Genomic DNA, 24,298 nt, shown 5'->3' with positions numbered 1-24,298 from the left:
TATTATTAAAAATCTAGCTTTATATTTACCTTTTAAATGTAAATAAAATTATTATTTTTTATATAAATCTTTAACTCCACCTCTATATCTTGTAAAAGATCTTTAATGAGTTCATAAAAATCATTTCCATACTCACTACACTCGTATTGAGCAAAGATTTGAATCACATATCTAGTTTCCGTCTCTAATGCTGACTTTATTTGATTAACCCTTTTTTCTTCTACATACGCTTGATATTTATGTATTGCCTCATAAAGACGCAATACATGCGCTTCTTCATCTCTCCAATCCAACGCATCAACAATTGAAAGAAATAGCGTATTTTGATTATCTATTATTTCATAATCATTCATATATTTCTTACACCCTTTTTTGTTTTTCATTGCATGCAGATGTCACTACACTTCGCATACTCAAGTACATCTTTTAATGATTGATGAAATTCAATTTCTGGGATCCAACCTAACCTTTTTATTTCCTCTATTGCTAAACTCTCATTTGAGTCGCTCCCACTTTTCTCTGTTTCCTCTATAAAAAAATTTAGCTGTGTTAATTCTTTATATTGTTCTAGTACATTTAACAAAGATCGTTTTACTCCTGATCCGATATTATATTGTTTTCCATTTATTCCATCTCGTAATAACACATGATACGCTTTAATCGCATCACGTACATCTAGAAAATCTCTACTATCTTTCAAACTGTTTACTTCAATAATGGCTTTACTTCTACCTGATTCTATATCTATCATTTTCTTTGCGAGAATCGAACAAATGCCATTCGATTCCCCTGGACCAATTAAGTTTGAGGGCTTTGCAATGATAATATTTGAATCCATTAATCCTCCCCAAGCCTCTGCAATAATAACTTGCATCGTTTTACTTAAACTATATGGATTTGAAATTTTTATTTCGTTCATACTATCTGCTTGCAAAGCAGATCCTATAACTAATGTTCTACAATGCGAGGCTTCTTGCTTAATTGCTTCTAATAAATATAATGTTCCTATTACATTAACCTCTATATATTCAAGGGCAGCTGTCCAAGATTCTATAACCGAATTCCTTCCTGCTAAATGCAATACGTAGTCTGGCTTTATTTGTTTCATTACCTTCATTACTTCGCTCTTATTAGTTAAATTACAAGTAATACCATTTCTAATTTTTTCTCCATATGCACGATTTTGAAACATAGGAATTACATGAAAGCCCTGCTGTAAAAAATAGTGGCAAGCATGGCGTCCTGTGAAACCATTTGCACCAGTTATTAAAAGGCTCGCATTTTTTTTCATCGCAAAAACCCTCCTTTTAATAGCATTTGTTTCACCTCATGTTTTGCAAGTAAATCTTGTTGAGAACTAAAACTCTTCACATCCACTAGAGGATAGCTTGAATAATATTGTTGAAGTCCTTGTATAGGAATAGTCGGTAGTACCACAAAATAATTTTGATCAAAACTTATACTTGTTTTACTCTCTACCTCAGATAGAAGCATTTCACTTAATTTTTCACCCGGTCTTATCCCTACCTCTTTTACCTTAACATTTTCTTTTCCGGAATCTTCAATTAATACTTCTGCTAAATCTGTTATTTTACATGCCGGCATTTTCATAACAAAGATTTCCCCGCCTCTACCTTGAGATACGGCTTTAAATAACAACCCAACAGCATCTTCAACTGTTAAGAAAAATCTAGTCATATTCGCATCGGTAATCCCTACTTGTGAAGATTTTTTAATTTGTTGTTTAAAAAGTGGTACTACACTTCCACTCGTTCCTAAAACATTTCCACCACGAACACAAATGAATTTTGTTTTCTTCGTTTGTATATTCGCATGAACCATTAATTTTTCACCAATTGCTTTTGTCATCCCATACGTATTTGATGGATCAGCTGCTTTATCCGTTGAAACATATATAACTTTTTCAACTTGCATCTGTATAGAGGCTTCAATTACATTTTGCGTACCATGTATATTGGTTTTTATAGCTTCATAAGGATAATACTCACATACTGGAACATGTTTTAAAGCTGCAAGATGGAACACATAATGTACACCTTGGCAAGCATAGACTAGTTGATCTTTATCACGAATATCTCCAATAATAAATTTTAACCTATCATCATTTATAAACTGTTGCTGCATTTCAAACTGAACCGTTTCATTTCTTGAAAAAATTCTAATTTCTTTCGGTGATTTTTCTAATAGTTGTTTTATAAGTTCATGCCCCCACGAACCTGTACCACCAGTAATTAAAATTATTTTATTTAACATTCTTCTTCCTCCTACGAAACATCTCAATTTAAATAATATTTATTGAATTATTTTCAATTGATTCAAATCATAATCGTCGTTTGTTACATTTAATTGACAAAATAAAAAAACAGAAACTATTAAACGTAGTTTCTGTTTTTCATTTCATCTCACAACAGTAAGATTTTTTATACTGTTTGCATGATAAATAAATTCCTTGTAAAAAAACACCGCTCATTTATTTCTTATACTCGTAATAAAATAAATAGAATGATTCATAGCCAATAATCATGTTTAAATTTATAAAAAAGGGAGGTAACGGAATGGACCGAAGCAATTCAAATCATACATATAACGGACCTTCCAAAGCACTGCCTCTCTCCCTATTCGACGTAAAAAATGAATTGAAACAAAAAAGCAAACTTATTCCTTCTGACACCATGTATAAATTAACGAAAGAAGAACAACTCATCATCAACAAAATAAAAATACAAACAGAACAACTAAATAAAAATAATGTTACAAGAACACGCGCATACTACCAATTTTACATTCAATATCCAGAAATACATTGGGCACTGCTTGGGCATATGGTATCACGTAACGGCGGTTGGAATATGACTGATTTAAAGGGCGATTTATATACGAGAATTTTATCAGAGAAAGATCAATTCATATTTTTTTCTTTTTTAGAAAGAGGGAATTGGCTTATTTTCCAAGATGTATACCCTCAATTTTTACTTTACGAACAAAGTGTAAAGAGATCACAAAAGTTATTTCACCTTCTCCCTCACCTAAATGTTTCTACATTTATGGAAACGATGTGGAACCATTTTTGGAAAACAGGTAACAAAAAAACTTTAGCAATTGCAACTATTATTAATGAACAAAACTACTTAGAAAAAAGAGTAATTCAAAATGTACAATTTAAAAAGACTGTACTAAATAGTATTGGATTTAAACTCTTTGATTTCTTTCAGTTTAATCATATCCTTTTCCCATTCTACGAAAATGATAAGAAACAAAAAGTATTACTATTTGGTAATACAATGAAACATTTCACTTCCTTACATGAACGGATATTAATTGGAAAAAGATTGTACTCATTATTATTTCGAGATACACATGTTTTATCTCAAATAATAAGCTGGGCTCAACACCATCCACATACAGGATCTAGGAAAGATTACTGGCCCCATTTATTTTCAAGTGTAAATGAATCTTTTTCCCGTGAGTTTTATAAGCGCCGAATTAAAAAATGCCAGTTACGAAATGGCGCTTATCGTATATACAGCCCTGCACTCATCTATGCATGGCGAGATATGAAGCATGAAGAAGTTGACAGTGAAGATTGGTTTACCGATTGGCAAGTTGTAAATTACTTAGTTGATAAGGAGGAAAATATAAATGGACAAATTACAGAAGACTACTGCAAAACACTCGAAAAAATTGAAATCGCCATTCTCGCAAAGAAAAATGTCCTCCTCCGAGAAGAAGAATGAGTTTCTAGCATTAGTAGTTACAATCTTTCTCTCTTCTATTATTGCAACTTGCTTAGATGCCTTTTTTGTTCATAAACAAATATATTCCTTTCCGGCTAGGCCCTTCTCATCCACATTTTCGGTTAATATAGCTTTTACATTGTTCGTACTGCCGATTTTAACAGTTATCTTTATACACATTTCAAAAAAATTATCTAAAGTTTCTAGAATTTCATTTATTATTTCAATCGGTATTTGTGCTAGCCTTTTTGAACAGATTGCTGAAAGTTTAGGTTTATTTGTACATAGTGCGAATTGGAACCATACATATTCTTTATTTGGTTATATAATTTTTCATTCTTTTATTTGGAACGTATATAATTGGATAAAAAAATAAAGAGACCATTATAGGTCTCTTCTTAAGCATACTCTTCCGTTATTACTAATGGTGTCAATGTTTGAAGGCTTTTAGAGCGTAAACGATAGGCAACGACTTTCTTCTTATATTGCTTAATGACATCAACATGTTCCTCATAGCTATATAGCGAAAATCTAATCTCTTTACTCCCTTTCTTCGTATCAATGACTATTGGTGTCCCTTCTCCGTGCGGCGGGAAATAATGTTTATCTAAAAACAACGCCTCATTAAATTCATGAATAACTTGTAGTTTCATTTCTCCCTCTATATTTTTTCCATCTATCGATATAGAAGTATTTTCCGCCTCAAGCTTTTGATGCAATTCAAATCTACTAATAATTGATTCTACAACAGAAGTGGGCATGCTAGAAACTAATACTTTAATAGCTCCAAAAACAAATAATGTAACTATAAACCATGTTGTCATTGTTATCATCTCCATTACATTTAAAAAATAAATTTCGTTCCATACGGTATTAGTATACTAATAAGTATTCCAGTTACAATCATCGTTACCGAACCGATAGTCGCTTCTTTCTCGCCTTCTTTCACTAAACGACTCACACCGATAATATGTGATGCACAGCCCATTCCAACTCCTTTTCCAATCGTACTTGTTATACGGAAAAACTTAAGTACTGTTGGTCCGATCATAGCACCTGTTATTCCTGCAACAACTACAAAACTAGAAGTCATAGATGGAATACCACCAATTTGATCCGCTATTGAAAGGGCAATTGGCATTGTCGCTACCTGTGGTAAAGTAGTTAATATAAGTTCCTTATCTATATTTAAAATTCCGCCAATCACTACATTCATGCTCGTTACAGCCACTATACCTATCACTACTCCGATTAGTATCGATGAAAAATTTTTCATCAGTATCTTTCGCTCTTTAAATAGAGGTATGGCCAATGCTACAATTGCAGGGCTCAATAAGCTTGAAAGAATGTTTCCCCCATTTTCCCTATACTCATGATGAGAAATACCAAAAATCAAAAATAAACAAATCATAATTGCCGTAACTGTTAACACTGGTAACGTAAATGCAAACGTAAATTTTTTATATAGCTTTGTCGCCAAGAAATAAATTGCTACAGTAATAATAATTAAGACCATTTGAATCGTGCACCTTGTCGATTTTATTTTTTTGATGTGACTAATAATTGACTTATATACCCTGAAACAATCAAAGTTACTACAGTGCTTGCAACTACTAAAAGGAATATAATACTTCCCTTACTGAAAAGAAAAGACCCGTATTCCATGAGCCCTGTTGTCGAAGGGATTAAAAATAACGGTAAAAATACGATTAACTTTTCCGAACCTAACTCAAACCATTTTAACGGTAAAACGCGAGTGGAAAGGAGCAGGAACAGTATTAACATCCCTATTAAATTCCCCGGTATTGATAGATGGAATATTTCCTGAATCCACGTACCCACTAGGCTAAATACATATAGCACGCCTACTTGAAGTAAAAGCGTCACGTACTTCATTTCTTTCCCTCATTTCACTATCACACATCCATATTATGAAATCTCATTTAGCGTGTCGGCAAACCGTTTAATTCCAAGTTGAATTTGTTCTATATTCGCTCTACCAAACGTAAATCGTATATATTCATTTTTCGAACCTAAAACACTGCCCGGAACAAATGCGACACCATTCCGTATAGATTCACCTAATAAGTGATATTCATCAAACTTTCCTGTTACTTTACACCATACATGTATTCCACCCTCTGGCACGAAACATTCAACTCGTTCTCCCAATGTTCCTTCAAGCTCTGCAATTAATTCATCTCTTCTTTGCTTCAATTGTCCACGAAGTATCGTAATATGTGTATGGAAATCCTTTGATTCTAAAAATTGATTTGCTACCCACTGCGTAAATACACTATGGCCAAAATCAACTTGTTGCTTTGCATCTGCTAAACGCTCAATTACGCGTGTAGGACCAATTATCCATCCAATACGTAATCCTGATGCAACAATTTTTGATAGTGAACTTATATAAAGAACATTTCCATTTTGGTCCATTGATTTTAATGTCGGGTTCACTTCTCCATTAAAAGAAATTAAACTATACGGATCATCTTCTACAATTGGTATACCGAACTCAGAAGACAGTTCTAAAATTTTTTTACGTCTCGCTAATGAAAGCACAGTACCCGTCGGATTCTGATAATCTGGATTCAAAAACACCATACGAATGCGATGCTTTTTGTGCAAATTGATTAAGTCATCTGGATTCATTCCATGCTCATCAACAGGTAAATGAAATATGTTTAAACCGGCCGATTTAAACATTGGAAGCGAAAAACAATACGAAGGATCTTCAATCGCAATCGCATCGCCAGGTTTTAATAAACATTGAACGATAAGATTAAGCGCCTGTTGTGCTCCAGATGTAATAAGAATAGAGCTTGAATCTGCTTCAATTTGTTTATATTGCTGAACATGTGCTGCAATTGTTTTTCTCAACATCTCATTTCCAAGTGGATGGTCATAACCGAGGTTTTCCATAAATGTTTTCTCCGACAAAATTGTTCGAAATCTATCACTTGGAATTAATTCTGGTGACAGTTCACCGCTTGCTAAATTAATTAAATCATCTTTTTGTGTTTCCGTTCGAATTTGTTGAACGAGTGGTACGTTAGGTAAGAACGATCCATCCTCCACGTACCTACCCCAGTTCGGTATTCGTTTATGTGAGACACCCCATATGTCCGTATTGACCCGTGTTCCGCTTCCCTTTTGTCGTTCTACTACTCCAAGTGATTTTAATTCTTCATACGCAGCTACTATTGTACTCCGGTTCACCTGTAATTCCTTTGCTAACATACGCTCAGAAGGTAACTTACTATCAGAAGGAAATTCGCCTGAAGAAATGCCTCTTTCAATATAATCTGCAATTTGTTTATATACAGGTGTCTTATCTGCACGATTTGGTTTCCATTCCATATAGTTCCCTCCTTTCAAAACGAACTATCCTCATTTTTTACTAACAGTATTCACCGTAAAAATAGTATTAATTAGTCACATTTTCTTATCCGTAAATGGATATATCCAAAATGGTTCTCTTTCTGATTACTCAATAGCTTCTGAAATTCCAACTTCATACTCTCATTTCAGTTCTTTTACAAACTATTAAATCATTACCGCATACCATGTTACCCCGGCCAGTAGAACAAAAAGAAGAAGAATATAGATTGCAGATAAGTTTTTCACATTTCTTTTTGTAGACTTACCGTAATTCTCCTCCACGTTTCTTGCAACTAGTACAGTCCCAAATAGCGATACAATTACAATAATAACGACTAGTGAAATTGCAAAACTCATTGTCTTTTCACCTCTCTAAGACCCATCTATTTTAATTAAAGAACTTACATAAAAACCTTCCTCTTTAAAACGTTGATAACATACTACCTTTCTTCTCTTATCATAATAGATGTTTGCAAAAAGCGGACCAACCACTTTCGTGTTTTTTTGCTCATCCACTTTAAAAATAAAAAGAAGCGATATATTTTATCGCTTCTTACTCTCATCATCTTTATTCTTTTATTAATGACTTATTCGCTCTTATAACTTCTTGATACAATAATGGTGACCACTTTTCATTTATGTAGTCTTGAATTACCCAGCCCACTCTCAAAGGATTCTTTTGTTTTATATAGTTTGCAATTTCAGGATTTATATAAGAGGCATAGTAATATGGACTATTCCATGCTGTACCACCAGAAGACAAGCTTGTAAAATTAATATATAGATGATTTAAATCCTCGCTATTGTTCATCGTTTCATCCATCGTATCTTTAATAGATTTTACTTTCTCATCATAGCTCACTTTATATTTATCTTGTACTGTTACATTTGCATTTTGGTTTACAGTTGTGGTAAACGTCTCATTATCTGGCCAATAAAAATTATTATATCCTCCAGGTTCATTACTACCACTATATCTTTTTAGTAGTACAATTTTCCCACGAGCATCTCCAAGCTTTATATTTCCTTCTGTTTTTAAAAAAATAGGATCAACAAAATATTTTTTTTCAAACGTGCTACTAAATGAATCTTCTGCCCCTTTCATATCCTCATACTCTTTTTTTAAAGACATAATAATTGTTTCACTCGGGTTATCTTTTAAAAATTGTTTCGCTTCATTTATGAATTCATGCAGTGTTACGTAAAGATATAATGGCCCATGATGAAGAACTATCGTATTATCATCTGTTAAACGTCCTCTTATATCAAAAATGCGAGCTCCATGGTCCATTTGATAGCGAAAATCATATTCTTGCGTCATTCCCCATACTTGCTTAATCGGATTTTGCAACTTGAACGTCCCACTATCGTGTGTTCCTGGAATTGAAATTCGTGCTAACGGGATATTATCAGGTATAGGTTGCATCCATTTTGACAAATTTTCAAGCTCATTAACAGAGCTAGCTGCAACTACTCTCTTATCATGTAAAGCAAATACAAATGTGATAAATATTGTACTACATATGAATAATTTCAAAATTAACTTCTTATTGCTCATTATTATCCCTCTCTCTTTCTGTTTTTATATCAAACTTATTGAATATAATATAAGCTAGCTCAGAAAAAATAAATAACATTTCATCAATATGAAATATTGCATAGAAGTAAAGTTAAAAAATCATTCACATATACTAAATTAGAAAAATTTAAAGGAACTTCATCTGAAGTTCCTTTTACTTATTTTATGTTCAATACGTATGAACCATTTTTATTCTCATATTTATAGACGTATAAATAATATTTACCTGGCTTTGCATTATAAGTTCCTTTAACTACATTGCCTTCATTTTCACCATATGCTACATAGTTATTTAAATCTGATTCATGATGAAGTACCCATGTCATTCCAATATTTTGTTCATTTAGTAAAGAAATATTAATATTTTCCGGCGAATCAATTTGGAAAGTAAATACATCTACTCTATCACTATTATGTAGCGTTCCTTTCACCGGTGTATGAAAGTTAACTTTATTTGCCTGTCTAGGCTCATTATTTGGTTCATTTTCTGTTACTTGTAATTCATTCCCACCGTTTGGTTTTCTTTGTTCATAGCCTAAGTTTGCTAGTATAGACTTCAAATCTGGTAAAACACCAATTTTATCTGCATATGGATCTTTAGATTTTGTTCCTGTGCTCTGGTTACTTAATATTGCTCTTAGTTCACTTGGTCTATATGGTTGTCCTAAATTTTCTTTAGCAATGCTTTGTACTAAAGTCGCTGCCCCAGCAATAATTGGCGAAGCACTAGATGTTCCGCTAAAGCTTGAAGTATAAAGATTTACAGCACTTCTACTTTGCTCGGCTGTAGTTGTATCTACATTTTCTCCCCATCCGTACACATCAATACGGCTTCCATAATTCGAAAACCACATACGTTCATGAGGGAAAGATGAAGAGCCAGCTCCTACCATAATTGCACCCGAATCTTTAAAATCTTTACTATTACGATTTAAGACTTGCTTACCTTTTCTATCTTTGAACTGGTCTAAATCATTCCACCCATTTGCTCCGGCCTCTATAATTACAATCCCTTTATCTGTACCAGCACGAATTGCATCAAAGATATCTGGTTGTACTTCAACAGGTAAATATTTATCACCATATCCATCGAAAGATGCTTGTGCCTCTAACAATAAAACATCCCCAGCTTCTAACTGATTTACAGCGCTTAATATTGCATCAGCCGTATTATACTGTCCATTATCTCTTATTTGAGAGATAACCTTTGCTTTCGCTTTTGGCGCAATCCCAATATTCCCAACTTCATTGTCCTCAGAGGATACAATTCCTAGTACAGACGTCCCATGACCGACATGCTGATCTATATTTCTTCCAGACATTAACTCAATTTTTTGATGTAATAAATCCTCATGATTTAATAACCATCCGTATTCCATATCAACAAAAGTGATACCATTTCCATTACCGCCTTGAATTCCCCAGGCGAAAGGCGCATTAATACCGTATGGGGCCGCTTCAAGATAACCTTGTTTTTTAAATCTAGGATTGTTACTAGGATTAAGAGCTACACTTGATGATTGCACTTCAGGTGGCATTATTTTCTCTTGTTTCTTCATATACGCATCTTCTATTAAAGAAGATGCCTTTAACTTATCTACTATTTCTTCTTCATACCCACTATTTTGATTTTGCAGAATATAGTAGTTTAATAAACTTGTAGATACATGATTAGGTGCTTTCACTTCAAGGTTTTGTATTTGTTCCGGGCTTACAGATGTGAATAAACGAGTAAATGTTACATCTGGATATTCTGTCAAAAGATCTTTTATTACTTTATCATTCGTTTGAGATTGTATTTGTTTTTCAATACCATCTTCATATGGCAAATCCAAATCCGCTTTAAATTTTACAATGATTTGCTTATCTGTTTCTTGTTCTATCCCTGATTTAATCTGCTGTTCTATAGAATCAGCATGTACACTATTGATAGTACCTCCTGTTCCTAAAAGTGTTGTAATGATTACAGTTGACGCACACATTTTTTGAAATATTTTCATTACATTAATCCTCCTATTAATAATTAATCATTATATTAATCTATAATGATTTTATTTCTATAACGTATTCCCTTTCTACTAAATAGATTATAGTAATCAGAAATATGAACTTCAATGTATTTTCATATGCAATATTTCATATTCGGACTCTACACTACACGAAGATGAAACTTATAGTGATTATTTATTTTATATGTGCTAATATACTTACATTAATATATTACGCATATATACATTTCAAACTACATTACTTAATAGTTTCACCTTAATTTTTTCTTAGGAGGATTTACAATGAAATTACTAAAACTAAAACATATAATCCCTTTATCTGCAGCTGCAATTACATTCGTATGTAGTCAAAGCACAGCTGAAGCTTCTACCATTCATACAGTAAAAAAGAACGATACACTTTGGGGCATTAGTAAACAATACGGAGTTTCAATACAATCCATTAAACAGGCTAATAATAAAGGAAACGATCAAACCTTTATTGGCGAACAGTTACATATTCCAGGGTCCGTGAAATCAAATGAAATCACTGTTCCTCAAAACACCAAGCCAGCCAACATTTCTGGACAAATTATTTATCAAGTACAACCGGGAGATTCATTAGAAACGATAGCAAGGCGTTACAATGTCACTGTCCAATCTATAAAACAAATGAACAATACAGTCGGAAACAAGCTTTATACAGGACAACATTTAAAAATCAACTCAAGCATTTCACAAAAAGAAAAAGACTTAATGGCACGCTTAGTTACCGCTGAAGCAGGTGGCGAATCCTATAAAGGAAAAGTAGCAGTAGCGAAAGTTATACTAAATCGTGTAAATGCAAAAGGTTTTCCAAATACAATAACAGGCGTTATTTATGAACCTATTAAATACGGATATGCATTTACTCCTGTTACAGATGGAAGAATTAATCAGCCTGCAAGCGCAGAAGCAAAAATGGCTGTAGAAGAGGCTATCTCCACAAATGGAGTACATTCTGACTGGCTTTATTTCTACAATCCAAAAACATCAACAGACAAGTGGATTACGACACGTCAAACAGTAGCAGTAATTGGTAACCATGTATTTGCTAAATAAGATTTAAAATCATTAACAGACCTCTTCACTTAAAAGGTCTGTTTTTTTCTATGTAAGATGTTATTAATCATATGACATAGTTATTTTTTAAACTGTTTCTTCTTTCAAATAAAAATTTTTGTATTTACTCCACCACTCGTAGAAATTAATAAAGCATCAAGTTCAAAAACTCCCACTTTATTAATAAAAGCTATTTCTTAACTTCATAAAATTGTTATACACTAGAAAAATAAAAAACAAACTATTCGTTAGCAGGTGGAAGAATATGTATGATGTTACAATTATCGGCGCTGGAGTAAGTAGCATTTTTATGGCTTATTCACTAGCTAAAAGTAACAAAAAAGTTTTAATTCTTGATAAAGGTAAAGCGCTAGAAGATCGCCATTGTCCTTTAGACGAAGGAAAAGTGTGTAATTGTACTACATGTGATAAATATTTCGGGTTTGGTGGTTTAGGAAAATCTGAAGGGAAATTTAATTATACAAACGGATTTGGCGGAGAACTTGAGAAAAAAGTCGGTAAAGAGGGTTTTATACAACTCATGGCTGAAGTAGATGAAATTCTATGTAAGTTTGGTGGAAGTTCGGTTTCAAAATATTCTACTGAAAATTCAAGTCTCACTAAGAGAGCTGAAGCGTGTGGTTTACAAATGCTAACAACAGAAGTAAGACATCTTGGTACTACACTTTCCAGTAACATTTTTCAGCAGCTCTATGAATTTTTACTGACGAAAATAAAGATCCAATTTCATATAGATGTACAACATATTCTGAAACAGGAAGATCATTTTACAATAGAGACAAATCAAGGAACAGTTCAAACTAAGCAACTTGTATTTGCAACTGGGCGCTCTGGGGCCGATTGGTTAAAAGAAATATGCAGTTCCCTAAATATTTCTCAGGAGCAAACACGTGTAGATTTAGGAATTAGAGTAGAAATGAAAGAACATCAATTACGTTCTATATTAAAAGATACTTTTGAAACAAAACTTTCTTATCAAGGTGAGCATTTCACAGCAACTACTTACTGTATGAATCCACAAGGCCGCATCATTCGAAAGTACGAAGAAGGTTTAGTTATGCCTGACGGTCAAAATTTTCGGGAACAAGGAACTGGCACTTCTAACTTAAATTTCACTTTATTTATTCCTCGCTATTTTCCAACTCTCAAAGAAGCAAATGCATACGCAAGTTCAATTATTGAAGGCATTAACCAAGGACGAGATCGGATTGTTATACAGCGCTTAGAGGACTTACTAAAGAAACAACCTACGGTGGAAAACAGCATGGAGCATAATCGTATACAGCCTACACTACAGGGGGATTATGGAGATTTGAATCAAGAAATTCCTCAATCATATATTGAAGGGCTAACAGAATTTTTATTACGCTTAGAACAATTTATACAGGAGCCTATCGATCAACATACTTTACTATATGGAATTGATGGAAAGTTCTATGCTCCTACGATAAAAATTAATAATCATTTTGAAACTAGTATACATGGGCTATTTTTAATTGGAGATTGTTCAGGCGTTACGCATTCATTATCTCAAGCAGCTGCAAGTGGTCTGTATGTTGGAAAGTACTTATCTGACATTTAATTTCTATCATTAAAATATCAGTCAAATATTTTCAATTTCAAAACACTTTACTTATATATAGTAAAAGTATATTAATAAGACCCCTATCCTTCCCTGCTAATGATTAACCGACAAAAAATCGGGATTTTACAAAATACATATGTAATATAACTGTATATTTAAAACGATTGGCATTCAATTCTAATAAATTGAATGTCAACAGTTTTAAAAGTCTCTATCCATTTTCACTTTTATTTGTTCGATATTTTGTAACATCATCATAGTGTTTAATATGGTAGGATGTCTATAAGTCAATTTCACTACAACTATGACTTTTTCTGCCTGTTTCTCAAAAAAGAGTTATATTTATGCTACTACGCTTTAAAAATCCCCATTGTATATATATGAATACTTCAAATTATTCCCTTTAGAAAACAAAGTCTAAATGGTTCATTACAGTCTAATAGTTATAAAAACATAATATATAACTTTAGTTAAATAAATTATATAAAGAAGGTGTAAAAATGAAGAACAAAATAAATTTACAAATGCAAAATATAAGTTTTGTTATAATAATGGCTTTAGCAGTATGGTTAAAAACATATCTTATTACGCGATTCAGTTTTGATTTAAAAATCGAGTCTTCAACGCAAGAGCTCATTTTGTTTATTAGCCCTCTAGCCGCATCATTAGCATTTGTTGGATTAGCATTATTTGCAACTGGTGAAAAGCGAAATTATATAGCGCTCTGTATTAATTTCTTATTAACAATCGTGCTTGTTGGAAATGTAATGTTCTATGATTTTTATAGTGATTTCGTTACATTACCAGTACTTGGACAAACCTCAAACTTTGGCCAATTAGGCGGCAGTATTATAGAAATATTAAACTACAAAATTATACTCGCATTCGTAGACATTGTTTTCTTCTTTATTTTATTAAAAAAGAAATCATTGGTCTTTAAAACAGAACGTGTAACTCATTCTACGCGCTTGTTATACTTTCTTTTAACGATTGGTGTATTCTTTGCGAATCTACATCTTGCAGAAAAAGAGCGCCCTGAATTATTAACAAGATCATTCGACCGAGTCATGCTTGTCAAAAATTTAGGCTTATATACTCACCAAGTATATGACTTAACACTGCAAGTAAAAGCTGGGTCACAAAAAGCACTTGCTGATAGTAGTAAATTACAAGAAACTGAAAACTACGTAAAAGCAAATCAAAGCGAGCCAAACCCTAATATGTTTGGTGCAGCGAAAGGAAAAAACGTAATTGTCGTCACTCTTGAATCCTTGCAGACCTTCTTAATAGGCGCATCAGTGAACGGGCAAGAAGTTACACCATTCCTAAATGAATTCATAAATGAAAGTTATTACTTTGATAACTTTTTCCATCAAACTGGTCAAGGGAAAACATCCGATTCAGAATTTCTAATCGATACGTCGTTGTATCCATTAAATCGAGGAGCTGTATTCTTCACACACGGTAACAATGATTATACTGCAACTCCAGAAATTTTACGTCAGCAAGGTTATTTCACTTCTGTATTCCATGCGAATAACGCAACATTTTGGAATCGTAATATCATGTACTCTGCTCTTGGTTATGATCGTTACTATAATGAGCTTGATTACAAAATTACACCAGAAACAAATTTAAATTGGGGATTAAAAGATATCGAATACTTTGATCAATCAGTAGATATATTAAAAACTGTTAATCAACCATTCTATGCTCGTTTCCTTACTTTAACAAACCATTATCCATTTACGTATGATGAAGATACAAAATTCATTGAACCATACAACTCTGGTAATGGCGTATTTGATCGTTACATCGTAACAGCACGTTACTTAGACGAATCCATTAAAAAATTTATTGAACGTCTAAAGGCCGAGGGGCTTTACGATAATTCTATTATTGTGTTATACGGTGATCATTATGGAATTTCCGAAAAACATAATCGTGCAATGGCACAGTTTTTAGAAAAAGATCAAATAACAGAATTTGATACTTTAAATTTACAACGTACACCTTTATATATTCATATTCCTGGACAAACAGAAGGTCAAACTATTTCAAAGCCTACGGGACAAATCGATATGAAACCTACGATTCTAAATTTATTAGGTGTTGATTCTACGAATGATATCCGTTTTGGCCATGATATGTTTTCAGATGAATATACTGGCTTTGTTGTTTTACGTGATGGTAGCTTCGTTACAGATAAGTATGCATACAAAAACAACACTTTCTACGACCGTATAACAGGTGAAATTGTAGATTTACCAAAAAAAGAAGCTCAAGCCCTCATTAAACGTGCACAAAATGAATTACGAATGTCTGACAAAATTATTGAAGGCGATTTATTACGTTTCTCAGAAAGCAATAAAATTAAAACTGGCGAAGTACAAACTAAAATTAAAGAAACAGAAAAATAATCTATATGAAAAAGGAGCAACTTATTACAGTTGCTCCCTTTTACTTTTATTCTACACTTGTTTCTAAAGCTACATCTGTATAGGTATTATCATCACCTATATTTAAAATTACTTCACATTGACGCAATCTCAATTCAAAGAGCATGATAGAATCATGATAAACTTCAGGATTTGATTTCATTTTATGTAACATCTCTTGTTTTTCTTGTATTTCTAATTGCGTATTTTCTACAGCTTGCTTTAAGGAGTTAAATGGATTCCTAAAGAATATATGAATATCCCTCTCTTGTGTGTTTTCAAACAGCTCAAATTGCAAGAAAAATTTCTTCATAATAGAAGCCGTTACTTCAGTATAATCTTCATTTTCTACATACTGTTTATATTTGTTATATAGCATAGATTTATTTTTAGGAAGAACTCCAAATAATTTACCGGCACTTTTTAGTAAAAATTGTGCTGGCGTAAATCGACGTAAAATATTTACTTCATCCATTTGTATTCTAGTCGTCATCCTGTCAGTATCTCTGCGCCAGTCATCAAGCACTTTAAAGTCACATTCTAACTGTATTTTATTTTCTCCAAATAGTGAATTAAGCCCTTCACTAAGTTCTTCTAAATACGTTTGACTTTGAAGAAGCTCATTATTAGAAGTTGCAATCCAATTTTGCATAGAAAGAGCAAGATTAGGTAATACAGTTTGTTCTAAATATTTATGCACTCTTTCATTCATTGCTTTATTTAGTTCCGTATCCATGTGCCCGAAATCACTTTCTTCACTAATTAAATTAGAACAGCTCTTTAATATCTTCGGAATATTTTCGGTAAGATCATTTGTAATTTCAGTCTTCATTGAACGATATGATTGTGTAATGAAATGAATTTTTTCCCTTTCAAATGCAGTAAGGTTATTAATGCTACCGTTTAGTTTCACTAGCATATCTTCATTCCAATTAATAGCATCCACCAGGTTATTTTCTTTCTCAACACGTTTATCCAAAAGATATATAATTGTTTTTCGAATGAAAAATAATAACTTTTCAGTACGTTCTGCATCGATATTTTTATGATTAAAGTTAAAATGAATAAACTCAGTTAAACCATTTAATTGTTGACTACTTGTATATAACGAGGAATAAGGGAAAATTCTCGCATACGGGAAATATGTGTTTATTCTCGTTGCCGTATCATGTAATACCCTTTTCACTTCTGCTTCACTGTAAATGTTATCGATTTTATTTAATAAAAAATGAATTTGTAAATTTGGCGTATGTTCTTGAATACTTAATAAAATATCACGTTCTTTATCAGTAAAAGGTGAATCCGCATTCAATACGAATAGTAATTCGTCTACAGAATTTAAATATTCAAATATTTCATCTCTAGTGTCGTTATTTCTATTAAAGCCAGGTGTCACTACAAATGTAAGTTTATTTTCATTTAAAAATCTGCATGGTAATTTAAATTCAACACACGCTCTATCTCTATATGTTTGATGGTGCTGAGACATCATATTATGGTAATCAGAGACATCTTCCGTTGTTGTAATTGCTGAGTCTGTTATAGCGTTTATTTCTATATGAGCATCATTTTTTAAAACTACTACATTTGAAATTGATTTTTCTAATATATTTTCTCCTAATATAGAGTTAATAAATGTAGTTTTTCCGTTCCCTGAAGTTCCCGTTACTAAAATACGATTTGTTCTTAAATCTGCGAGCTCGTCAACTAACCATTTAAATCGGTGACCTATTTCTATATTCTGCTTTTGTGCCCACTGTGTAATAGATTCAAAAAGGTGTAAGCTGTACTCTAAGCCATTTACATGATTAATAGAATGTGACAGTAAGTTTTCCGCATGTTCTATATTTGCTGAATCTATTTTGGAAGGGAAAATCTCATCCCATGCCAATACAGCTGCAGATGGAAATACAGCATAAGATGGATTGACTACCTTTAACCAGTTTGCTAACAGATTTGGTATGATATCGTCTAATTGTCTAAGCGTATATTGACCTTGAATTAATGTAAAGTACGTTTCTTCGTAAAGAGCAGAAACTTTGTTCCATATATCGGACGAATGTATTTCAATATGTAAGAAAAATTCATTTATTGTATTAAGCCATAATAAATAATTTGGTTCATCTTTATAACTGTTCCAAAGTGCTGAAACCATTTGTGTAAATTGTACTTGATCTACATTATTTAATGTAGCTAATGCATCATAAAAATAGTCTGGTGAAATATGTTTAGTAAACCCTTTATCGATATATCCTTTTAACACCTCAAACCACGGATACGACTCTATTCGAATTAACTCATTCACAGCAAGCTCTACTGCACTATCAAAATCTTGCTGTTCCTCATAAAAGGAACGGGCAATTTTTGTGACGTTCGGATAATCAGGATTTAAAGAAACTGCTTCTTTAATAACACCGAAAGCTGAATCAAAATTATTTTGCTCAATGTAAAGAGAAAGTAATTGTAATCTAATTTCGGTCATCAATATTTTATTATCAGTAGTAATGGAAGTATAAATGTTTTCAGCATATGGTAATTGATTAAGTTCGAAATAAGCATCCGCAATATTTTTTTGTGCCCATGGTGCTAATTCATTACTAACCTTCTCCCATTTAAAAATAGCTGCTTCAAAATCTTGATGACGATAATAAAATTCACCTTGTGCAAAACGAATATAAGACCCATCAGAAATCTCATTTTTTTCTTCGTTTACATAAGCTTGTCCAAGTACGTCAAGAGTTGGTTTTGTTTCATTCTCCATTAGGAACGTTTCATAATACATCTTTTTTATTAATTGTTTTTCTAATCTCATCTTTTCCCCCACTATATCTTGAAAATAAATTTTTAAGATATGTCAATGCTTTTTGTATGTATGCTTTTTATCTTAACAAAGAATATCTTTTGGAAAATTTCATTTTCCTTTCATTTTTCAAGTTAGATTGAATTTTTATGAGAAAAGTTTCAGTTTTTTTTCAATTCCCTTTCAGTTATGAAACAGCATTAGATGTTCCTAATAACCTAATAACACTATAATATTCCACATTATATTATCAGGAAAACCCCATATAAACCATATTATAAAAACAATCTATAATGAATTTATATGCATAATTCACTGTGCTGTTAAACAAAAAAATAACAATAGGAGCCAACATCTATTCATACCATTTCTTTCTCAAATTGTTTTCCTTTAAAATGTTTCATTAGTTATGTAATTAAATTCCATTAACCTATATAAATAACTAGTCCAAAAAATATCTATATGCATATCATGTTATAGTAAAGAATTTAGGAGATCCTAAAAGGAGGCATTTTCATGTTTGAAGATAAATCTAAAATAAATTACCCATATGAATTTACTGAAACTACAACAGTTCCTCTAAAGAACCCCATTGACAAAAAATTCAAGAACGGCACAGGTACACATAACTTCCCAATTAAGAAGCACTATAAAGAGCAAGTTCTATACACTGAAAAAATTAATAATAATAAAAATAAGTAATTGTATAGATCCTTATGACAATTGGCTAAATAAGAAGCAACATTTGGCCATGCATAGTTATTTAGTTAGTAATGATACAATTCATGCACCTTTTAAAAAGTGCTGTATACAGCGCTTTTTTATACATAGATAAATTTAAGTTAACGCAACCAAGAAATACACTACAAAATTACTCCACCATATTCTCGTTTACAATTAAATCTACATATTAAAAGGGAGCAACAGTAAATGTTGCTCCCTTTTGAAATGTAATCTATTCACTCTACATAACCCTCTTAAACATCTTCTCCAACTCATAAGTAGAATGATGCACAAGAATTGGTCTTCCGTGCGGGCATGTGTACGGGTTTGTTGTTGTACGTAGTTCTTCCAGTAAAGCAAATATTTGATCGTTCGTTAAATATTGATTCGCTTTAATAGATGCTTTACAGCTCATCATGATGGCTGCTTCTTCACGTAACTTTTTAATATCAACTTTTTTTAGTTTAACAACTTGCTCCATCATTTCATCGATGATTTCTGTTTCTTGTCCTTTCGGGAACCATGTTGGATGCGAGCGGACGATAAAGGATTGATGGCCGAATTGTTCTAAAAATAGCCCGACTTTTTTTAGTTCTTCTAACTGCTCTTCGACACGTAAAAATTCAGTAAGAGATAGATCAATACGGTACGGTACAAGTAACTCTTGTACTTCTTGCGCTACTCTTCCTACTTTATCACGGAAGTATTCATAATTAATACGTTCCTGCGCGGCATGCTGGTCAATCATATATAATCCTTTATCATTTTGAGCGAAAATATATGTTCCATGCATTTGTCCAATTGGATAAAGCGGTGGTAAGTCATTCCCGTTCATCTCAATCTCTTTTATTTCCCGAACTTCTTCTTCTAATTCCTCTAGTTCAAAGTCCTCTTCATTACTGTCCCACGATTTCTCTTCTTGAATTGGCTCTTCGATTATCGGTTTAGTGGATGGTTGCCAACTTTGTTCTTCTCTCACGAGCGACTGTGGTGGTTGCCATTCTTGCTTCGGTGGTTGCCAAAGCTGCGCAGGCTGTTTCACAGCCTGCGGTTCTTCTTGTTTTGCATCCATGCCAGTCGGTAAAACGATGTCCGGCATAGATGGTTCTTTCGGCTTCGCATGCTCAAACTGGAACTGTTCTTGCACACTTTCGTCTTTTTCTTTTTTCTTCGTTGTTACACCTGCATCTGGAATAAGCTGTATTTTTTTAAATGCAGCTTGCAATGTTTCTTCGATCAGCTTTAGCAATTCTTGTTCTTTACTAAAACGAACTTCTAATTTCGCTGGATGTACGTTAACGTCAACTAGCATTGGATCCATTTCAATCGATAAGAAACCAATTGGATACCGGCCAACTGGCAGTAATGTATGGTATCCTTGCTGAATTGCTTTCATTAATACAAAGTTTCGAACGTAACGACCATTTACAATCGTTGACATATAATTACGAGATGCTCTCGTTACTTCTGGTAATGTTACATAACCTTTAATTGTAAAGTCTAAAGATTCAGCTTCAATTGGAACAAGCTTCTTCGCAACTTGAATACTGTAAATCGATGCAAGTACTTGTCTTACATCACCGTTACCTGACGTATGAAGCAATTTCTTTTCATTATGAAATAGTTTTAACGATACTTCTGGATGTGACATTGCAATACGATACACGATATCTGTAATATTTCCGAGCTCTGTATGAATGGTTTTCATATATTTAAGACGTGCTGGTGTATTAAAGAATAAATTTTGTACTGTAATATCTGTTCCTTTTCGGCTCGCAGTCTTCTCTTGCTTTATAATGTCTCCACCTTTAATAATAAGGTGTGTACCAGGCGCATCACCTGTGCTAGTAATTAATTCTAATTCACTAACTGAGGCAATACTTGGCAATGCCTCACCGCGGAAACCGAGTGTTCTTATGCGGAACAGATCGTTTTCATCTTTAATTTTACTCGTTGCATGGCGTTCAAAAGCGACGATACAGTCTTCTTCTGCAATACCATCACCATTATCAATGATACGAATTTTCGATAACCCAGCTTCTTCTAAGTGGATTTCAATAGATGTACTATTCGCATCGATAGAATTTTCCACAAGTTCTTTTACGACTGAAGCAGGGCGCTCTACTACTTCCCCTGCCGCAATTAAGTTAGAGAGTTGGTCATCGAGTTTGCGAATTTTCCCCATCTACTTACTCATCCTTTCTTTAACTTTTTCTGTAAGCGATACAATTCGTTCATCGCTTCTAAAGGTGTCATATCAAGTAAATCGATTTTTTTAATTTGCGCCAGTACTGCTGTTTCTTTTTGATCTAGCAGAGGCTTTTCTTGTTTCTTCGAAGACTGTTCTCCTCCAAAGAAAGATAGTTGCGATTCTTCTTCAGTCTCTACTTTCGTTTCCTGTATTTCTGCTATTTCTTCTTTTACAACTACAGGTTCTGGAGTAGCTTCTTGTACTTTCACTTCTACTCGCTTTGGAATAATAATTTCTTCCTGTCCTTCTAGCTGTGCTAACACTTCTTTCGCACGAGCGATTAGGCTATCTGGAAGCTCCGCAAGTTGCGCAACGTGAATTCCGTAACTTTTATCAGCTGCTCCATCTTGAATTTTATGAAGGAATACTACTTTTCCATTCTCTTCAATTGCTGAAACGTGTACATTTTTCAGTTGATTTAAACTCTCTTCTAACACCGTCAATTCGTGATAATGCGTAGAGAATAACGTTTTTGCACCAATTTGGTCATGAATATGTTCAATAATCGCTTGTGCAAGTGCCATACCATCATACGTAGATGTACCGCGTCCAATTTCATCGAATAAAATTAAACTTCTTTCTGATGCGTTTGCAATTGCATTTTTCGCTTCTAACATTTCGACCATAAATGTACTTTGACCTGAAATTAAATCATCCGCTGCACCAATTCTCGTAAAGATTTGGTCAAATACAGGTAATACTGCTTCTGTTGCTGGTACGAAACAACCGATTTGCGACATAACCGTTACAAGTGCTAATTGTCTCATATACGTACTTTTACCAGACATGTTCGGCCCTGTAATTAAAAAGACATCCATATTCTCTGGCATAATACAATCATTCGGTACATACAATTTCCCGTTCAATACTTTTTCAACAACAGGATGACGACCATCTTTAATAAAGATTTCGCGCTTCGTTGTCAGTACAGGTTTTACAAACTGTTCTTCTTCACTAACTGTTGCAAAACTTTGCAGTACGTCTAATTCACTAATTACTTTCGCTAAATGTTGTAATTTCGGAATAAATACTTTTACTTCTTCACGAAGTGCTGTAAATAAATCGTATTCTAGCTGTACAATTTTTTCTTCAGCTTCTAAGATTAACGTTTCTTTTTCTTTCAGTTCATCTGTAATGAAACGTTCAGCATTAGCAAGCGTCTGTTTACGCTCATAGCGACCTTCTGGAAGTGCTGCAAGATTCGCTTTCGTTACTTCAATGTAGTAACCGAAAATACGGTTGTATCCGATTTTTAATGATTTAATTCCGGTAATATCACGTTCTCTTTTTTCAAGCTCAGCAATCCACGTTTTCCCGTTTTTACTAACGTAACGATATTGATCAAGCTTGTCATTATAACCATCTTTAATAATATCTCCATCTTTAATCGAAAGCGGTGGGTTTTCTTGAATACTTCTTCCTAGTAATTCTGTTAAGCTTTCACATGGATCTGCACCTTGAATTAATCTCGATGCATAAGCGTTATCTAACAAACTAATTGCTTCTAAAATAGCTGGTACTTGAAGCAATGAACGTCTTAATTGTAATAAGTCTCTTGCATTTACGTTACCAAATGCAACTTTTCCTGCTAAGCGTTCTAAATCATATACTTCTTTTAACTTTTCCTTTAAATCTTCACGTAAGAAGTAATCATTTACAAACGTTTCAACCATTTCTAAACGCTCTTCAATTCTTTCTTTCTGTATAAGTGGACGTTCCATCCACTGTTTTAACATACGACCACCCATAGCTGTTTTCGTCTTGTCCAATAACCATAATAGTGATCCTGTTTTTTCTTTCGTTCGAAGTGTTTCTGTCAGTTCTAAATTTCGCTTTGAATGTACATCAATTTTCATAAATTGATTCGTATAATAAATTTCTACTGGTTGCAAATGATCTAAAGAACGTTTTTGCGTTCTTATTACATAGTTAAATAAACGTCCAACTGCTTTAATTAATTTTGCTTGTGAAACATTTTTCACAAGATGTTCTAATCCTTCCGGAATTGCCGTTGCATCTTCATACGAAATCGTCATTTTCAATGTTTCAGTTAACTTGTTTAGTTCATCTTTAGAAAATGAAGAATCAACAACAATTTCTTTCGAACCAGTTGCATACACTTCTAATAAAATATCTTCTACTGAACCAGTCAATAACGTTACTGTATTTTGTCCAGTCGTTAAGTCGTTACAAGCTAATGCATATGATCCATCTTCAAAATGTGTTAATGCGGCTAAGAAGTTATTTTCTTTCTCATCAATTGTACGCCCTTCCATCATCGTTCCTGGCGTAATTAATTGTACTACTTCACGACGTACTACACCTTTAGCTGTTTTCGGATCTTCTACTTGCTCACAAACAGCTACTTTATATCCTTTTTCAACAAGTTGTTCAATATAGTTTTTAGCCGCATGATACGGTACACCGCACATTGGTATACGTTCACTACTACCGCCATCTCGGCTCGTTAATGTAATTTCAAGTTCATGAGCTGCTTTTACAGCATCCTCAAAGAACATTTCATAAAAATCGCCTAAGCGAAAAAATAAAAAGGCATCTTGATAATCTGCCTTAACCTTTAAATATTGCTGTATCATAGGCGTATATTGAGTCATACTTTTCCTCCATAATTCTTACATGATAATCTATTTTCATATATGTCGCATTTCACGG

General features: G+C 33.2%; 19 protein-coding genes. 6 read left to right on the top strand and 13 right to left on the bottom strand.

What is annotated here, in order from left to right; genetic code table 11:
* Window positions 1-32: 32 nt before the first annotated feature.
* From ACK1U5_RS20875 to ACK1U5_RS20865, 3 genes are read right to left on the bottom strand one after another with little or no spacing between them, the layout of a single operon-like run.
* Window positions 33-383, bottom strand: coding sequence for a DUF6572 domain-containing protein (locus tag ACK1U5_RS20875; protein ID WP_002101267.1), 351 nt, complete (start codon window positions 381-383; stop codon window positions 33-35).
* Window positions 380-1,291: an NAD-dependent epimerase/dehydratase family protein gene (locus tag ACK1U5_RS20870; RefSeq protein WP_000739083.1), complete on the bottom strand. Its 912-nt coding sequence runs from the start codon at window positions 1,289-1,291 to the stop codon at window positions 380-382. The genes ACK1U5_RS20875 and ACK1U5_RS20870 overlap by 4 nt, the downstream gene beginning before the upstream one ends.
* Window positions 1,288-2,274, bottom strand: coding sequence for a UDP-N-acetylglucosamine 4,6-dehydratase family protein (locus ACK1U5_RS20865; RefSeq protein ID WP_000932591.1), 987 nt, complete (start codon window positions 2,272-2,274; stop codon window positions 1,288-1,290). Before ACK1U5_RS20865 ends, ACK1U5_RS20870 begins: the two co-directional genes overlap by 4 nt.
* Window positions 2,275-2,576: 302 nt before the next feature.
* Between ACK1U5_RS20865 and ACK1U5_RS20860 the strand changes: the two genes are divergently transcribed.
* Together ACK1U5_RS20860 and ACK1U5_RS20855 are read left to right on the top strand one after the other, a co-directional pair.
* Window positions 2,577-3,755 carry a DUF2515 domain-containing protein gene (locus ACK1U5_RS20860; protein WP_048567521.1) on the top strand — a complete coding sequence of 393 codons (1,179 nt, stop codon included), beginning with the start codon at window positions 2,577-2,579 and terminating at the stop codon, window positions 3,753-3,755.
* Window positions 3,730-4,131: a CBO0543 family protein gene (locus tag ACK1U5_RS20855; protein WP_033667178.1), complete on the top strand. Its 402-nt coding sequence runs from the start codon at window positions 3,730-3,732 to the stop codon at window positions 4,129-4,131. Before ACK1U5_RS20860 ends, ACK1U5_RS20855 begins: the two co-directional genes overlap by 26 nt.
* 22 nt (window positions 4,132-4,153) lie before the next feature.
* On the opposite strand, the gene ACK1U5_RS20850 is transcribed toward ACK1U5_RS20855, so the two are convergent.
* The 7 genes from ACK1U5_RS20850 to ACK1U5_RS20820 all read right to left on the bottom strand — a co-directional run bounded on the left by ACK1U5_RS20850 (window position 4,154) and on the right by ACK1U5_RS20820 (window position 10,718).
* Window positions 4,154-4,579 carry a YfmQ family protein gene (locus tag ACK1U5_RS20850; RefSeq protein WP_000214645.1) on the bottom strand — a complete coding sequence of 142 codons (426 nt, stop codon included), beginning with the start codon at window positions 4,577-4,579 and terminating at the stop codon, window positions 4,154-4,156.
* Window positions 4,580-4,599: 20 nt separating this feature from the next.
* Complete coding sequence (locus ACK1U5_RS20845; RefSeq protein WP_000242946.1) at window positions 4,600-5,271, bottom strand: LrgB family protein; 672 nt, start codon at window positions 5,269-5,271, stop codon at window positions 4,600-4,602.
* 23 nt (window positions 5,272-5,294) lie between these two features.
* A complete protein-coding gene (locus tag ACK1U5_RS20840) occupies window positions 5,295-5,651 on the bottom strand; it encodes a CidA/LrgA family holin-like protein (protein ID WP_000878485.1) in 357 nt (118 codons plus the stop codon).
* 33 nt (window positions 5,652-5,684) lie between these two features.
* Entirely contained in the window at window positions 5,685-7,118 is a 1,434-nt protein-coding gene (gene pdxR, locus ACK1U5_RS20835; RefSeq protein ID WP_113710626.1) for a MocR-like pyridoxine biosynthesis transcription factor PdxR, read from the bottom strand.
* A gap of 186 nt (window positions 7,119-7,304) precedes the next feature.
* Window positions 7,305-7,496: a hypothetical protein gene (locus tag ACK1U5_RS20830; RefSeq protein WP_000006458.1), complete on the bottom strand. Its 192-nt coding sequence runs from the start codon at window positions 7,494-7,496 to the stop codon at window positions 7,305-7,307.
* 211 nt (window positions 7,497-7,707) lie between these two features.
* Window positions 7,708-8,697: a phosphatidylinositol diacylglycerol-lyase gene (gene plcA, locus ACK1U5_RS20825; protein ID WP_000066292.1), complete on the bottom strand. Its 990-nt coding sequence runs from the start codon at window positions 8,695-8,697 to the stop codon at window positions 7,708-7,710.
* Window positions 8,698-8,876: 179 nt separating this feature from the next.
* Window positions 8,877-10,718, bottom strand: a complete 1,842-nt coding sequence (locus ACK1U5_RS20820; protein WP_000689191.1) for a S8 family peptidase — start codon at window positions 10,716-10,718, stop codon at window positions 8,877-8,879.
* 291 nt (window positions 10,719-11,009) lie between these two features.
* On the opposite strand from ACK1U5_RS20820, the gene ACK1U5_RS20815 reads away from it, so the two are divergent.
* The 3 genes from ACK1U5_RS20815 (at window position 11,010) to ACK1U5_RS20805 (ending at window position 15,833) form a co-directional block, all read left to right on the top strand.
* Window positions 11,010-11,807 (top strand): cell wall hydrolase, encoded by a 798-nt coding sequence (locus ACK1U5_RS20815; protein WP_000771177.1) that lies wholly within the window; start codon window positions 11,010-11,012, stop codon window positions 11,805-11,807.
* 265 nt (window positions 11,808-12,072) lie between these two features.
* Window positions 12,073-13,410: an NAD(P)/FAD-dependent oxidoreductase gene (locus tag ACK1U5_RS20810; RefSeq protein WP_113710625.1), complete on the top strand. Its 1,338-nt coding sequence runs from the start codon at window positions 12,073-12,075 to the stop codon at window positions 13,408-13,410.
* A 503-nt stretch (window positions 13,411-13,913) separates the two neighbouring features.
* Window positions 13,914-15,833: an LTA synthase family protein gene (locus tag ACK1U5_RS20805; RefSeq protein ID WP_000791028.1), complete on the top strand. Its 1,920-nt coding sequence runs from the start codon at window positions 13,914-13,916 to the stop codon at window positions 15,831-15,833.
* Between the two features lie 46 nt (window positions 15,834-15,879).
* Here the strand turns inward: ACK1U5_RS20805 and ACK1U5_RS20800 are convergent, their stop codons facing one another.
* Window positions 15,880-18,663: a dynamin family protein gene (locus ACK1U5_RS20800; RefSeq protein WP_048567517.1), complete on the bottom strand. Its 2,784-nt coding sequence runs from the start codon at window positions 18,661-18,663 to the stop codon at window positions 15,880-15,882.
* Window positions 18,664-19,167: 504 nt separating this feature from the next.
* Here ACK1U5_RS20800 and ACK1U5_RS20795 point away from each other — a divergent pair.
* Entirely contained in the window at window positions 19,168-19,353 is a 186-nt protein-coding gene (locus ACK1U5_RS20795) for a hypothetical protein (protein WP_000461138.1), read from the top strand.
* A 262-nt stretch (window positions 19,354-19,615) separates the two neighbouring features.
* On the opposite strand, the gene mutL is transcribed toward ACK1U5_RS20795, so the two are convergent.
* On the bottom strand, window positions 19,616-21,559 hold the full coding sequence (mutL, locus tag ACK1U5_RS20790; RefSeq protein WP_000516463.1) for a DNA mismatch repair endonuclease MutL: 1,944 nt from the start codon (window positions 21,557-21,559) through the stop codon (window positions 19,616-19,618).
* Window positions 21,560-21,567: 8 nt separating this feature from the next.
* The gene (gene mutS, locus ACK1U5_RS20785) at window positions 21,568-24,240 is read right to left on the bottom strand and encodes a DNA mismatch repair protein MutS (protein WP_000196029.1); all 2,673 of its coding nucleotides are present in this window, start codon (window positions 24,238-24,240) and stop codon (window positions 21,568-21,570) included.
* Window positions 24,241-24,298: the final 58 nt, after the last annotated feature.

This window comes from Bacillus sp. XB1 (genome assembly GCF_053557995.1).
This window is presented reverse-complemented; position numbering and strand designations above follow the sequence as displayed.

Excerpts from the sequence above, each read along its gene's own strand:
- ACK1U5_RS20820 (WP_000689191.1), bottom strand. The coding sequence starts at position 10,718 with ATGAAAATATTTCAAAAAATGTGTGCGTCAACTGTAATCATTACAACA.
- ACK1U5_RS20875 (WP_002101267.1), bottom strand. The coding sequence starts at position 383 with ATGAAAAACAAAAAAGGGTGTAAGAAATATATGAATGATTATGAAATA.
- ACK1U5_RS20860 (WP_048567521.1), top strand. The coding sequence starts at position 2,577 with ATGGACCGAAGCAATTCAAATCATACATATAACGGACCTTCCAAAGCA.
- ACK1U5_RS20810 (WP_113710625.1), top strand. The coding sequence starts at position 12,073 with ATGTATGATGTTACAATTATCGGCGCTGGAGTAAGTAGCATTTTTATG.
- ACK1U5_RS20815 (WP_000771177.1), top strand. The coding sequence starts at position 11,010 with ATGAAATTACTAAAACTAAAACATATAATCCCTTTATCTGCAGCTGCA.
- ACK1U5_RS20865 (WP_000932591.1), bottom strand. The coding sequence starts at position 2,274 with ATGTTAAATAAAATAATTTTAATTACTGGTGGTACAGGTTCGTGGGGG.
- mutL (WP_000516463.1), bottom strand. The coding sequence starts at position 21,559 with ATGGGGAAAATTCGCAAACTCGATGACCAACTCTCTAACTTAATTGCG.
- ACK1U5_RS20805 (WP_000791028.1), top strand. The coding sequence starts at position 13,914 with ATGAAGAACAAAATAAATTTACAAATGCAAAATATAAGTTTTGTTATA.
- ACK1U5_RS20850 (WP_000214645.1), bottom strand. The coding sequence starts at position 4,579 with ATGACAACATGGTTTATAGTTACATTATTTGTTTTTGGAGCTATTAAA.
- mutS (WP_000196029.1), bottom strand. The coding sequence starts at position 24,240 with ATGACTCAATATACGCCTATGATACAGCAATATTTAAAGGTTAAGGCA.
- ACK1U5_RS20845 (WP_000242946.1), bottom strand. The coding sequence starts at position 5,271 with ATGGTCTTAATTATTATTACTGTAGCAATTTATTTCTTGGCGACAAAG.
- ACK1U5_RS20870 (WP_000739083.1), bottom strand. The coding sequence starts at position 1,291 with ATGAAAAAAAATGCGAGCCTTTTAATAACTGGTGCAAATGGTTTCACA.
- ACK1U5_RS20830 (WP_000006458.1), bottom strand. The coding sequence starts at position 7,496 with ATGAGTTTTGCAATTTCACTAGTCGTTATTATTGTAATTGTATCGCTA.
- ACK1U5_RS20840 (WP_000878485.1), bottom strand. The coding sequence starts at position 5,651 with ATGAAGTACGTGACGCTTTTACTTCAAGTAGGCGTGCTATATGTATTT.
- ACK1U5_RS20855 (WP_033667178.1), top strand. The coding sequence starts at position 3,730 with ATGTCCTCCTCCGAGAAGAAGAATGAGTTTCTAGCATTAGTAGTTACA.
- pdxR (WP_113710626.1), bottom strand. The coding sequence starts at position 7,118 with ATGGAATGGAAACCAAATCGTGCAGATAAGACACCTGTATATAAACAA.
- ACK1U5_RS20800 (WP_048567517.1), bottom strand. The coding sequence starts at position 18,663 with ATGAGATTAGAAAAACAATTAATAAAAAAGATGTATTATGAAACGTTC.
- ACK1U5_RS20795 (WP_000461138.1), top strand. The coding sequence starts at position 19,168 with ATGTTTGAAGATAAATCTAAAATAAATTACCCATATGAATTTACTGAA.
- plcA (WP_000066292.1), bottom strand. The coding sequence starts at position 8,697 with ATGAGCAATAAGAAGTTAATTTTGAAATTATTCATATGTAGTACAATA.